The sequence below is a fragment of the Rhodococcus sp. KRD162 genome (assembly GCF_017168335.1).
GTDB lineage: Bacteria > Actinomycetota > Actinomycetes > Mycobacteriales > Mycobacteriaceae > Rhodococcoides.
Genome location: NZ_JABFAU010000006.1, coordinates 74,518 through 86,880, shown reverse-complemented (window position 1 = coordinate 86,880; position 12,363 = coordinate 74,518). Strand labels below are relative to the sequence as shown.

The 12,363-nt window shown below is 63.9% G+C and carries 11 protein-coding genes; 6 read left to right on the top strand and 5 right to left on the bottom strand.

What is annotated here, in order from left to right; genetic code table 11:
* Nucleotides 1–28 precede the first annotated feature (28 nt).
* Genes J1M87_RS11635 through J1M87_RS11615 form a run of 5 tightly spaced genes read left to right on the top strand, consistent with a single transcriptional unit; the run spans nt 29 to nt 5,334 of the window.
* On the top strand, nt 29–1,051 hold the full coding sequence (locus J1M87_RS11635) for a sugar-binding transcriptional regulator (RefSeq protein WP_206489730.1): 1,023 nt from the start codon (nt 29–31) through the stop codon (nt 1,049–1,051).
* A gap of 14 nt (nt 1,052–1,065) precedes the next feature.
* Nucleotides 1,066–2,400, top strand: coding sequence for a sugar ABC transporter substrate-binding protein (locus J1M87_RS11630; protein WP_206489729.1), 1,335 nt, complete (start codon nt 1,066–1,068; stop codon nt 2,398–2,400).
* Nucleotides 2,397–3,347: a carbohydrate ABC transporter permease gene (locus J1M87_RS11625; protein WP_206489728.1), complete on the top strand. Its 951-nt coding sequence runs from the start codon at nt 2,397–2,399 to the stop codon at nt 3,345–3,347. The genes J1M87_RS11630 and J1M87_RS11625 overlap by 4 nt, the downstream gene beginning before the upstream one ends.
* A complete protein-coding gene (locus tag J1M87_RS11620) occupies nt 3,347–4,216 on the top strand; it encodes a carbohydrate ABC transporter permease (protein WP_206489727.1) in 870 nt (289 codons plus the stop codon). Before J1M87_RS11625 ends, J1M87_RS11620 begins: the two co-directional genes overlap by 1 nt.
* Before the next feature lie 11 nt (nt 4,217–4,227).
* Complete coding sequence (locus J1M87_RS11615; RefSeq protein ID WP_206489726.1) at nt 4,228–5,334, top strand: ABC transporter ATP-binding protein; 1,107 nt, start codon at nt 4,228–4,230, stop codon at nt 5,332–5,334.
* On the opposite strand, the gene J1M87_RS11610 is transcribed toward J1M87_RS11615, so the two are convergent.
* Nucleotides 5,331–5,804 carry a DUF3995 domain-containing protein gene (locus J1M87_RS11610; RefSeq protein WP_206489725.1) on the bottom strand — a complete coding sequence of 158 codons (474 nt, stop codon included), beginning with the start codon at nt 5,802–5,804 and terminating at the stop codon, nt 5,331–5,333. The two genes, J1M87_RS11615 and J1M87_RS11610, sit on opposite strands and share 4 nt — an antisense overlap.
* Before the next feature lie 76 nt (nt 5,805–5,880).
* On the opposite strand from J1M87_RS11610, the gene J1M87_RS11605 reads away from it, so the two are divergent.
* Nucleotides 5,881–7,596 (top strand): AMP-binding protein, encoded by a 1,716-nt coding sequence (locus tag J1M87_RS11605; protein WP_374222380.1) that lies wholly within the window; start codon nt 5,881–5,883, stop codon nt 7,594–7,596.
* Nucleotides 7,597–7,774: 178 nt separating this feature from the next.
* Here the strand turns inward: J1M87_RS11605 and J1M87_RS11600 are convergent, their stop codons facing one another.
* The 4 genes from J1M87_RS11600 to J1M87_RS11585 form a co-directional block, all read right to left on the bottom strand.
* Entirely contained in the window at nt 7,775–8,560 is a 786-nt protein-coding gene (locus J1M87_RS11600; protein WP_206489724.1) for an alpha/beta fold hydrolase, read from the bottom strand.
* 27 nt (nt 8,561–8,587) lie between these two features.
* Entirely contained in the window at nt 8,588–10,225 is a 1,638-nt protein-coding gene (locus J1M87_RS11595) for an ABC-F family ATP-binding cassette domain-containing protein (RefSeq protein ID WP_206489723.1), read from the bottom strand.
* Nucleotides 10,226–10,359: 134 nt separating this feature from the next.
* The gene (locus J1M87_RS11590) at nt 10,360–10,905 is read right to left on the bottom strand and encodes a hypothetical protein (RefSeq protein ID WP_206489722.1); all 546 of its coding nucleotides are present in this window, start codon (nt 10,903–10,905) and stop codon (nt 10,360–10,362) included.
* 29 nt (nt 10,906–10,934) lie between these two features.
* Nucleotides 10,935–12,341 (bottom strand): FAD-binding oxidoreductase, encoded by a 1,407-nt coding sequence (locus tag J1M87_RS11585; protein ID WP_206489721.1) that lies wholly within the window; start codon nt 12,339–12,341, stop codon nt 10,935–10,937.
* Between the last annotated feature and the right edge of the window lie 22 nt (nt 12,342–12,363).

Here is a 12,363-nt window from a genome sequence, read left to right as displayed (position 1 = left end):
GAGCATATGCTCACCCAAGGAGGTATACATGGCCGGATCAGCGTCCGGTGGCGGCGGGGCACAGTCCTCCCGGTCCAGCGAGGACCTCCGCCTGGCCCTGCGGGCCGCAACCATGTATCACCTCGAGGGTGCGACGCAGGCGGAGATCGCCCTGAAGTTGGGTGTCTCGCGTCCCACTGCGGGTCGGCTCGTCGCGCGTGCTCGAACGCAGGGGTTGGTGACGATCGAGATCAACGTCCCCGACGATCTTCAGGGCACCGTGCACGCCGAGGTCGAGCGCGAACTCGAAGCGCAGTACGGGCTCACCGAGGTGCTTGTGGTCTCGGATGTCATCGACGGCACGGACTCCGGCTACGGATCTCTGGGCCGGGCCGCGGCGACATTGCTGTCACGACGGCTCAAGGACCAGGACGTTCTCGGATTCACCTGGGGCCCGGAGACGGTGGCGGTGGCCGGTTCGCTCAAGACGCGGTCCACCAAATGTACTGCGGTGGTGCAGCTCGACGGCTCCATCACCTCGGCCGACTATCAAACCGGCGTCGAGTACACACTCGGACGGTGCGCCGCCTATCTGCAGGCGACACCCATCAGGCTCAACGCGCCGCTGTACGCAGATCAGGCGACAGTGGTTGCACTCGAGCAGGATTCCGTGATCTCGCGCGCCCTCAAAGCCGGGACCGATGCCGACGTGATGATGTACGGCATCGGTCCCGTTTCCACGTCCACCACATTGTTCGAGGGCAGCTTCATCGACCTCGAAGTGCTCGACGAACTGCGCAGGCTCGGTGCGGTCGGCGAGATCGGCGGACGGTTCTACGACGCCGACGGTAACGACACCGGGGGATCGCTCCCGGGTCGAACCGTGTCGGTGGGGCTCGACGCCATCAGAGCGTGCGAGCGGGCTGTGCTCGTCACCGGCGGACAGCGCAAACACGAGGCGCTGCTCGGTGCGCTGCGCGGTGGACTCGCCTCGATCTTGGTGACCGATATCGAAAGTGCACGTTGGCTTGTGGCGCAGGCCGCAGCAACGAACGGAAAGGTAGCTCAGTGAGGATATTACCGAAAGTGGCTGTCGCGGCCTCGCTCGCGACGACCTTGGTACTGTCCGGATGTGCCGGAGCAGGCTCGTTCGGAGGTGGCGGTGACGGCACGACGATCACCGTTGCGATCGTCTCGAATTCGCAGATGTCCGACGCCATTTCCCTCGCTCCGGAATTCGAGGCGGAGAATCCGGGCATCAATCTGAAGTTCGTGTCGCTGTCGGAGAACGAAGCACGCGCCAAGATCACGGCCTCGGTGGCCACAGGTGGCGGCGAGTTCGATGTGGTGATGATCAGCAACTTCGAGACCCCGCAGTGGGCCGAGAACGGGTGGCTGACCAACTTGTCCGAATATGCCGATGCCACACCGGGCTACGACCAGGACGACTTCATTCCGACGTTGAAGGAGTCGTTGTCCTACGAGGGCGACATGTACTCGGTTCCGTTCTACGGCGAGTCGTCGTTCCTGATGTACCGCAAGGACTTGATGGAAGCCGCGGGCATCACGATGCCGGAAGAGCCGACCTGGCAGCAGGTCGCCGATGCGGCAGCCAAGCTCGACAGTCCCGGTGTCTCGGGCATCTGCTTGCGCGGCAAGCCCGGTTGGGGTGAGGTGCTGGCACCGCTCGACACCGTCATCAATGCCTTCGGCGGACGGTGGTACGACGAGAACTGGAATGCGCAGCTCACCAGCCCGCAGGTCGAGCAGGCCGTACAGTTCTACGTCGACCTGGTTCGCGAGCACGGGCAAGCCGGCGCTGCCACAAGTGGATTCAGCGAGTGCGGCACCCAGCTCTCGCAGGGAAATACCGCGATGTGGTACGACGCAACGTCCGCAGTGTCGGTGTTGGAGGACCCCACCTCGAGCAATGTCGTCGGCAAGATCGGATACGCCAAGGCGCCGTCGGCGGTCAAGGGCGACAACGGCTGGCTGTACTCATGGGCGCTCGGCATCCCGAAGACCACCGAGCATCCGGACGACGCATGGAAGTTCGTCTCGTGGATGACCAGCAAGGAGTACCTGAAGAAGGTGGGCAACGAATTGGGCTGGGAGCGAGTGCCTCCCGGCAGCCGCCTGTCCACCTACGAGATCCCCGAGTACAAGGAAGCATCCGCGGCCTACGGCCAGGTGACCCTGGATTCGATCAACGGTGCAGACCCGAACAATCCGACCGTTGATCCGGTTCCCTACACCGGAGTGCAATTCCTGACCATTCCCGAGTTCCAGGACCTGGGAACCCGCGTCAGCCAACAGATCAGCGCAGCAGTGGCAGGACGAATCAGCGTCCAGGACGCGCTCGACCAAGCGCAGCAGTACGCCGAAGTGGTCGGCAAGACGTACCAGGAGGGCCAGGGATGACCACCACCGAAACGCGATCGGCGCAGGCCGATTCCGAAGAGTTCGTACCGAGAACCAGAACTGTCTCGAAGGCAGAAGGCTGGCGACGCCGCGGCCCGCTGCTGCCCGCCATGGTGTTCGCCATTCTCGTCACCCAGGTTCCGTTCCTGTTCACGCTGTACTACTCGACGCAGTCGTGGAACCTCGTCCGGCCGGGTTCGCAGAGGTTCAACGGGCTCAACAACTATGTCGCGGTCTTCCGAGACAGCCAGTTCCGTGAAGTGGCCCTCAACACGGTGATCATGATCGTCGGAACCGTCATCATCTCGGTGGTTCTCGGGCTGTTCCTGGCGCTGCTGCTGGATCGAAAGTTCATCGGCCGCAGCCTGATCCGAACACTGCTGATCACCCCCTTCCTGATCACCCCGGTCGCGGGAGCGTTGATCTGGAAGACCACGATGTTCGATCCGGTATTCGGCCTGATCAATTTCGCGCTCAGTCCGTTCGGCGTCGATCAGATCGACTGGGTCTCGCGCTTCCCACTGCCCGCGGTCATGGCGAACCTGATCTGGCAGTGGACTCCGTTCATGATGCTGCTCATCCTCGCGGGTCTGCAGTCCATGCCCAAGGACATAGCCGAGGCTGCGCGGGTCGACGGTGCAGGCCCGATCAAGCTCTTCCGTGAACTCACGTTGCCGCACCTGCGCCGATTCATCGAACTCGGTGCAGTGCTCGGAGCGATCTATCTCGTCAACACCTTCGATGCCGTCTACATGATGACCTCGGGCGGGCCTGGTGTGGCCAGCGCGAACCTACCGTTCTACATCTATCAGCGCGCGTTCCTCGGCTTCGACATCGGCCAGGCCGCAGCCATGGGCGTCGTCACCGTCGTCGCCACCATCATCGTCAGCACCCTGGCGCTGAGACTGATCTTCAAGAGCTTCAGCGGAACCGAGGAGGCTGCGTGATGAGCACCGCAACTGTGGACAGAACCGACACCGACGCCGCGCCGATCAAGCGCAAGAGCAAGTGGGGACCGGGATCGATCTGGTCTCTCGTGGCCTGGGTCGCGGGTATCACCTTCTTCTTCCCGGTGCTGTGGATGGTTCTCACCGGCTTCAAACAGGAGGCCGACGCCTACTCGGACCCGCCCAAGCTGTTCTTCACTCCGACCCTCGATCAATACCGCGGCGTGCTCGAGAGCGGCATCGGGACCACACTGCTGAACTCGGCATTCGCGACGATCGTCTCGACGATCTTCGTTCTGCTGCTGGGTGTTCCGGCAGCGTTCGCATTGTCGCTGCGTCCGGTGAAGAAGACCAAGGACGTGCTGTTCTTCTTCATCTCCACCAAGATGCTCCCCGTCGTCGCGGCGATCGTGCCGCTGTACGTCATCGTCGGCGACATCGGGATGTTGGACAACATCTGGACCTTGGTGGTGCTGTACACCGCGATGAATCTGCCGATCGCCGTATGGATGATGCGTTCGTTTTTCCTCGAGGTGCCGAGCGAACTGCTCGAGGCTGCGAGCATGGACGGCGCATCACTGTGGACATCGGTACGCGAGGTGATCCTGCCGCTCGTCTCGCCTGGCATCGCGGCCACGTCGTTGATCTGTGTGATCTTCTCGTGGAACGAGTTCTTCTTCGCCGTCAACCTCACCGCCGTTCAGGCCCAGACGATTCCGGTGTATCTCGTCGGATTCATCACCGGCCAGGGCCTGTACTGGGCCCAGCTGTCCGCTGCTGCGACATTCGCAGCCCTCCCCGTCGTCCTTGCCGGATGGTTCGCGCAGAACAAGCTCGTGCGCGGCCTGTCCTTCGGCGCCATCAAATAGGAGAAAGTCTCATGGCTGCAATCACGTACAAGAAAGCGTCCTGCGTCTACGAAGGTGCCGACAAGCTCGCCGTCGATTCACTCGACCTCGACATCCAGGACGGCGAATTCGTCGTACTCGTCGGCCCTTCCGGCTCCGGCAAGTCCACCGCCCTGCGGATGCTCGCAGGACTCGAGGAGATCGACGGAGGTGCCATCGAAATCGGCGGCAAGAACATGGTGGGTGTTCCGTCCAAGGACCGCGATATCGCGATGGTGTTCCAGAACTACGCGCTCTACCCCAACAAAACCGTCGGGGAGAACATGGGATTCGCGCTCAAGATGCGCGGCATCTCGCTCGAAGAGCGGACGAAGAAGGTGGCCGAGGCCGCGAAGATCCTCGACCTCACCGAATACCTCGACCGCAAGCCCGGCAAGCTTTCGGGTGGTCAGCGTCAGCGAGTTGCCATGGGACGCGCCATCGTTCGCGAGCCGCAGGTGTTCTGCATGGACGAGCCGCTGTCCAACCTGGATGCGAAACTGCGTGTGCAGACGCGTACGCAGATCGCTGCGCTGCAGCGCAGACTCGGCACCACCACCGTCTACGTCACCCACGATCAGGTCGAGGCCATGACCATGGGTGACCGCGTAGCCGTACTTCGCGGCGGCAAGCTCCAGCAATTCGCGTCGCCGACGGACCTGTACGACAAGCCGGTCAACGCCTTCGTCGCCGGCTTCATCGGGTCACCGGCGATGAACCTGATGACGGTACCCATCGGCTCGGGTGGTGTGCAGATCGGCAAGTTCCTGCTCCCGCTCGAGCGCGACGAACTGACCAAGCTCGCGAGCCTCGGTCTCGACGACGTCACCGTCGGGCTCCGTCCGGAGCAGCTCGGCATCGTGCACGGCAGTGGTGAGGGCTTCGAGGGCAAGGTCGATCTGATCGAGGAACTCGGCAGCGAGTCGTACCTCTATGCGCACCTGGACGATCCGAAGGTCCGGGGTCTCGACGGGGGTCCGGTTTCGCTCGTCGCCCGTTCGGCAGTGCGGGCACCGGCGAAGATCGGCGAGAGCATCGGCCTGACGCGTCTCGATGGTCCGATTCATCTCTTCCACCCGGAGACGGGGGAGCGGATCTAGCGGGGCTCACCTGCGGTTCTTCGGGCGAGGATCAGGGCCGTCAGTAGCGAGGCCCCCCAGAGCAGGAAGATGCCGTCGAAGAGCAGGTGTCCGTATTTGACGCTGCGGTTCTCGTCCGAGGCGATCAGGCCGATCACCGCACCGAAGAACGACAATCCACCCCACGCGATCAGCAGCACCGAGCCGGGCCAGGAAATGCCGAGAATCAGCGACGCCACCCTGGCCCGGCTCTGTGCTGTCAGGCGCGGCTTGTTCATGTATGCAAGGGCGGGCAGAATCGCCGCGGCAAGCTTGACGAGCGCGAGCACCAGCAGTGCGGTCTTCGCGGTCGCCGGTTCGGTGTCGACCCACTCCGTCGCGAAGGCACCGACGGTAGCGAGCATCCAACGCCCACCTGCGGCCCAATAGGCGGAAAACGCGGCGTGGACTATCCCCAATGCGCATGCGACCGCGAAGTATCTGATGGCCACGGTGCGCCAGGGTAGCGGATCTAGGCCCCCCATTCAGGGGTAGCGGGCGTGTCCGAGATTCCCTAGCGTGGCAGTGATGGGCATCACAGGCGTAGGAGGCAACATGGTCGAGTCGGCGTACACGGCGTTCAGGAACGCGCGCGATCTACTGCTCGACACGTACGGCGAGTACGACCGCGCAGTAGCGACTTTCGACTGGCCGTCGTTCGGTGAGACGTTCAACTGGGCGATCGATTGGTACGACGCGATCGCCCGCGGCAACGACGCTACCGCGCTGTGGATCGTCGAAGAGGACGGCAGCGAGGCCAAATACAGCTTCGACGACATCGCGCGCCGCTCCGACCAGGTTGCCCGCTGGCTCGAACAGCAGGGAATCGGCCGCGGCGACTCGGTGATCCTGATGCTCGGCAACCAGGTGGAACTGTGGGAATCGATGCTGGCGGTGATGAAGCTCGGTGCGGTACTGATGCCGACCACCACCGCCATCGGATCGAGTGATCTGACCGATCGCGTGGTACGTGGAAATGCACGCGCCGCGATCGTGAACCCCTCGGACACCGGCAAATTCGACGAGGTCCCCGGCGACTACCTACGCATCGCAACCTCGGCGGCAGACGGTTGGATCGACTACTCCGAGGCCCGCTCCGTGGAGCGCCGGCCGTTCGAGTCCGTCACTGCGCCCACCGACCGGCTGCTGATGTACTTCACCTCCGGCACCACAAGCAAACCCAAGCTGGTCGAACACACGCAGATATCCTATCCCGCAGGACACCTGAGCACGATGTACTTCCTCGGCCTTCGTCCGGGCGACGTACACCTGAACATCAGCTCGCCGGGCTGGGCCAAGCATGCGTGGAGTTGCTTCTTCGCGCCGTGGATAGCCGAGGCCACGATTTTCATCTACAACTACGGCAAATTCGACGCGAAGGCATTGCTCGAGCAGATCCGTCGCGCCGAGGTGACGACGTTCTGCGCACCACCGACCGTGTGGCGCATGCTCATTCAAGCTGACCTTGCCGGTGGTGGAGGTTCGCTGCGTGAGGCCATCGGTGCCGGTGAACCGCTCAATCCGGAAGTGATCTCCACGGTGCAGCGGGAGTGGGGCCTGAACATCCGCGACGGATTCGGGCAGACGGAAACCACTGCGCTGGTCGCCAATACACCTGGCGCGGTGCTCAAGTCCGGATCGATGGGCCGGCCGCTACCGGGCGTACCGGTGGTGATCGTGGACCCCGGCACCGGAGAGCTCGCCGACGAAGGCGAGATCTGCCTCGACCTGGCCCAGAACCCGTTCAACCTGATGACCGGCTATCTCGGTGACCCCGAACGCAATGCCGCCGTCATGGCCGACGGCTACTACCACACCGGCGATGTCGCATCGCGGGACTCCGAGGGCTACATCACCTACGTCGGCCGCACCGACGACGTGTTCAAGGCCTCCGACTACAAGATCTCCCCGTTCGAGCTCGAAAGCGTGCTCATCGAACACCCCGCAGTGGCCGAGGCCGCCGTGGTGCCGGCCCCCGACGAGACGCGACTGGCCGTGCCCAAAGCTTATGTGGCATTGGCATCGGGCTGGGAACCCAACGAAGAGACGGCATTCGAGATCCTGAAGTACGCCCGCGAGCACCTGGCACCCTTTCTGCGAGTGCGCCGAATCGAGTTCTTCGAGCTGCCGAAAACCATCTCCGGAAAGATTCGCCGAGTGGAACTGCGTGCCCGCGAGGACGCGGCCGTCGGGCCGCTGGACACCGAGTGGCGTGACGACCAGTTTCCTGCACTGAAGAAGTGACGTGGGTGTCCACTATTCGCTGTGGGAGGCGGGATCCCGATTGCGGAGGCGAATTGTGGACACTGAGGTCCGTTGGTACGGGTGTGCAGGGTTTCGCGTGCCGTAGGTGATGTGGGTGTCCACTATTTGCGGTGGGAGGCGGGATCCCGATTGACGAGGCGGATTGTGGACGGAGAGGTCAGTTGCCCCAGAACCGCTCGAGAAGCTCGAGCACGTCAGCCGAGGCCGCCATCGTCGTCGAATGATCGAATCCGCGAATGACATGCAACTCGGAGTTCGGAACCAACGCCGCAGCAGCCCGGGTGTCGTCGAGCCTGGTGCCGTCCTGGCTGCCGACGTAGAACAGCGACGGCTGCGTGAATCCCTGCAGAACCTCGTCGGGTAGTCCGGGATCGGCGTCGCAGGCCCGGATGTACGCAGCCAAGGCCTGAGCATCGTTGGCGGAAAACACCGTTCGCGTTCCTGCATCCACCGGGAAGATGCGGTGTTCGTTCCACGCCTCGAGAAAGCCGTCCATGCCGGCCTGCTCCAACACGTCCGCGCACCCGGGAAAGAACAGGCGATCGAATGCGCCCGCCTGAGCGCCGTGGCTCCCGCCGCCGACCGCCAGTGACCGCACCCGCTCGGGTGCCGCGGCCGTCAACGCCAGGCCCGCCCGCGCCCCGAACGAATACCCGAGGTAGTCGACGGTCTTCGTGCCCACCGCATCGAGCACCGCCGTCAGATCGCCGACGATAGTGCCCATCGCATATGCGTCGGGGGAGTGGGGCTTCTCGCTGCGGCCGTGCCCACGATTGTCGACCAGGATCAGCTGCCGACTCCCGCGCAGCGCCTTCACGTAGCCGAACGTCCGCCAGATCGTATGCGTCAGAAAACTGCCGTGCACCATCAACAGCGGTGGGCCGGAGCCCGTCACCGTGTACGCGATCTGTGTTCCATCGGCTGCATTCACGGCGTACTCCACCCCGCGATTGTTGCCCGTCGAGTCCACTCAATGTGACATTGACCCCCGAAACATTGAGTCCCCACGGGCGGCCGCTTCTTCGGCAGCTTCGGCGGGCGGTGTGGGCGGGGTGGGGCTCAGGTCGATGGTGCGGGTGGGACCGATGGCGTCGAGGAATGGGCGATCGTGACTGGCGACGATCAGTGCACCCTCGAAGGTTCTGAGTGCATCGATGAGGTGTTGTCGGCTGGCGATGTCGAGGTTGTTGGTTGGCTCGTCGAGCATCAGTAGTTTCGGAGCAGGCTCGGCGAGCAGAATTCGTGCCAGTGCTGCCCGCAGTCGTTCGCCACCGGAGAGAGTGGCGACGACGGCATCGGCGTCGGATCCGCGGAACAGGAATCTGGCGAGCTGGCCCCGGATCTGTTCGGGGGTTGCGTGCGGTGCGACGTCGGCGACGTTGTCGGCTACGGTTCGCGATTCGTCGAAGACATCGAGTCGCTGCGGCAGGTATTTCCACGGCACCGTCGCGCCAGCGGCTTCGAGGGTGCGCAACAGTGTGGTCTTGCCGCTGCCGTTCGGTCCGGTCAGAGCGATCCGCTCCGGGCCGACGATGTGGACGTCCCCGCAGGCGAGTACTTCTTGCCCTGGATGGACTTTTGTTGCGGGAAGGTCGACGCGTATCTCGCGGTCGTCGCGCAGGAGGTCCTCTGCGGCGGACAGGGATGATCGGGCGTCGTCGAGTCGGGCGGTGTGGGTTCCGTGCAGTTTGCCTGCCGATTCCTGTGCTGCTCGCTTGCGTCGGCCCGCGAGGATCGGAGGCACGCGCTTGTGTTCTTCCATCTTCTTGCCGTAGCGCGCACGTCGGTCGAGTTTGATTCGGGTGTCGATCAATTCGCGTTCCTGCTTGCGGACGTCGTTCTTGGCATCACGGACGGTTGCCCGCGCTGCGTCTTGTTCCGCGTCGACGACCGAACGGTAGTGCTGGTAGTTTCCGCCGAACATGCGCAGCCGCGAGACCCCGCCGCGTTCGGCCCGCACTTCGGCGATGGAGTCGACGCGTTCGAGCAGCTCGAGATCGTGAGTGCAGACGATAAGCACGCCTGTGTAGCCGTCGACGGCCGTGTACAAGCGTTCTCGTGCAACCTGATCGAGGTTGTTCGTGGGCTCGTCGAGTAGCAGTACCTCGGGTTCGGCCAGCAACTGTGCAGTGAGAGCGAGCAACATGGCTTCGCCGCCCGACAGGGTGCCTACTGGTCTGTCGAGGTCATCGAGCGAGCCGACGATGGCTCCGAGGCCGAGCTTGTCCAGCAGTGCCAGTGCGCGTTCTTCGATGTCCCACGCAGTTCCGACGATCGCGAAATCGTCCTCGGTCGACGTTCCGGATTCGATGCGGTGCAACGCTTCTCGGGTGGCGGCGATGGCCAGTACCGAGTCCACGCGAAGCTGGGGATCGAGTGTGACGTCCTGACGCAGGTAACCCAGGACGCCGGGCGTCGAGATCGAGCCGCGCTGCGGTGTCAGTTCACCGGCGATCAACCTCAACAGAGTGGACTTTCCGGCACCGTTGGAGCCGATGAGACCTGTTGTACCGCTGGGGAAGATGGCGGAGAGGGCGTCGAAGGCGGGATCGCCGCCCGGCCAGGTGAACGTCAGGTTCGAGACAGACAGGGATGAAGGACGAGGCATCGAGAGCTCCAAAGGTGTGCATGCGGACGATCAGCAGGCGTCTAGAACCTTTGGAAGAGCAATGGCCTCTCCGAATCTGTGGGCAACAAGGCAAGGGCAACGGTAACCCCGAGCCTGACGTTCGCGCAATCGAATTAGATCTTCGGCCCCTTCTTGCGCAGTTCGTCGACCGATTCCATCGCCCCACGTAGCTCGTCCAGCCACTCCTGAGTGTGTTCGCCGACCAGCTTGACTGCCCAGGCGAGTGCATCCGCGCGAGATCGAGCGACGCCTGCGTCGACGAGGGTGTCGAGAACGCGGCGCTCGGGCTGACGCAGCCGCGTCATGACCGGGACGGCGAGGTGAGTGAACAGGACGACCTCGGAATCGTTGCGGACTCCCCAGGCGACCTTGCGGCCGTAGCGTTTCTCGGCCTCGGCAGCGATCTGCATGCGGTCACCGCGGGTCGTCTCCCGGAAGCGAGCGATGCGGCCCTCGGTGGCGGCGGGTGAACTGTCCTGTTCGGTGGGCAGTTCGCCGATGACGACGATCTCCTCGCGGTCGACCTCGACGGAGGCTTCGCCGTCGAACCAGCTTTCGGGAAGTCGGCCGCCGAACCATTCTCCTACGTCGGTGGCATCAGGGATGTCTGTGTGCTGCCAGCCGCCGGGGCGGCCGAACGAGCGTCCGTTGGGTTTCATGAGTGCTCCTAGCTGGGATGTAATCGTAGTTACATGATTACACTTTGGGCGGCGGGTGCGCCACCGATTCCTCGAACCACCGGCCCGACACGCAGCACACCGGACGGATCGTGTTCATCGGCGAGAGCGCTGAGCCAGTGCACGGTGTCCTCGTCGTACGTCCGCGCAATGCGCTCGGGCTCGACACCCGCCGCGAAGTTCGGCAGCGCCCCTCCGGTCGACCACGGGGCCATCGCCTGCTCGACCTTTCTCGCGTGTTCGTCGAGCGCCCCGTGCCCTGGCACGCCGACGGTGAAGAGCGTGAACGCGGCATCTCGATGGCAGAAGGCGCTTCGGTGCTGTGGCTCGCGAGCGAGAGCGCCGCCGAGCAGGCGGAGTTCCACCACCGTCTGCGGTGAGCCGGACTCGGGACCTGCCACCGCGAGTAGTGAGTCGACGGCAGCATGGGTCAATCGGTTGGTGAGGCAACTGAATTCGTGCGACGGCATAGGGTCGGTCGGATCGGCGTGCACCGCACCGATGGCCGAATAGGGAAGTACTCCAACGGCATCGATGACGGGAGCGGCGACGGCTCGCATCGGAGCCAGCAGGGCCTGCGCAGCATCCGGTTCTGCGACACTGGCGAACCGGATCGCCACGGTGAAGCGGCCGGCCAGTGGCGGGGGAACCTGAGGGAGTGCCGGTAGCTGAAGCAGCGCCATCGACGTGGACGTGTGCTCGGGCAGATCAGCGCACAGATCCAGCCAGGCATGGGCGACGGCGGAAGCATCGGAGCCACTGAAATACAGTGCACCCCCGTAGAAGTGCGAGATCTTCATCAGGTCGATCTCTACCGCGGTGACGATGCCGAGAGTCGACTTCCCTCCACGCAGTCCCCAGAACAGTTCGGCGTGCTGATCGGCCGTGACGCGCAGGATGTCGCCTTCGCCGGTAACCAGTTCGAAAGCCAGGACGTGATCGGAGGACAGACCGAATGTGCGCACCAGGGGGCCGATGCCCGCACCGGTGAGGAAGCCGACCACCCCGACGGCAGTGGACGATCCGCACAGTGGAGCCAGACCATGCGGTGCTGCGGCGTCGACGACGTCCTGCCAGATCACGCCTGCGCCGAGCCGTGCGGTTCGGGTTTCGGGGTCGACGACGCAGCTGTCGAGGTGTCCGGTGTGGACGAACAGAACGTTGTCGTCGATCGGGACTGCGCCGTGGCCGGTGCGGCCGACAGCCACCCGTAGCCCGGTTCGTGCGGCACATCGAACAGTGCTCACCACATCGCGCGCGTCACGTACCGCGACGACGGCGAGCGGTCGCACGGGTACGGCGACATTCCAGGGCATCGCGAGTTCGTAGCCCGGTTCGCCTGCCGTCGCGAGCGAGCCCGTCAGTTCGCCGCGCAGCGAGTCGATATCAGCGTCGATCGTGGAGGAGTGAACAGTCATGGTGGAATCCGTTTCTCGTCGT

Excerpts from the sequence above, each read along its gene's own strand:
- J1M87_RS11635 (WP_206489730.1), top strand. The coding sequence starts at position 29 with ATGGCCGGATCAGCGTCCGGTGGCGGCGGGGCACAGTCCTCCCGGTCC.
- J1M87_RS11625 (WP_206489728.1), top strand. The coding sequence starts at position 2,397 with ATGACCACCACCGAAACGCGATCGGCGCAGGCCGATTCCGAAGAGTTC.
- J1M87_RS11620 (WP_206489727.1), top strand. The coding sequence starts at position 3,347 with ATGAGCACCGCAACTGTGGACAGAACCGACACCGACGCCGCGCCGATC.
- J1M87_RS11615 (WP_206489726.1), top strand. The coding sequence starts at position 4,228 with ATGGCTGCAATCACGTACAAGAAAGCGTCCTGCGTCTACGAAGGTGCC.
- J1M87_RS11605 (WP_374222380.1), top strand. The coding sequence starts at position 5,881 with ATGGGCATCACAGGCGTAGGAGGCAACATGGTCGAGTCGGCGTACACG.
- J1M87_RS11595 (WP_206489723.1), bottom strand. The coding sequence starts at position 10,225 with ATGCCTCGTCCTTCATCCCTGTCTGTCTCGAACCTGACGTTCACCTGG.
- J1M87_RS11590 (WP_206489722.1), bottom strand. The coding sequence starts at position 10,905 with ATGAAACCCAACGGACGCTCGTTCGGCCGCCCCGGCGGCTGGCAGCAC.
- J1M87_RS11585 (WP_206489721.1), bottom strand. The coding sequence starts at position 12,341 with ATGACTGTTCACTCCTCCACGATCGACGCTGATATCGACTCGCTGCGC.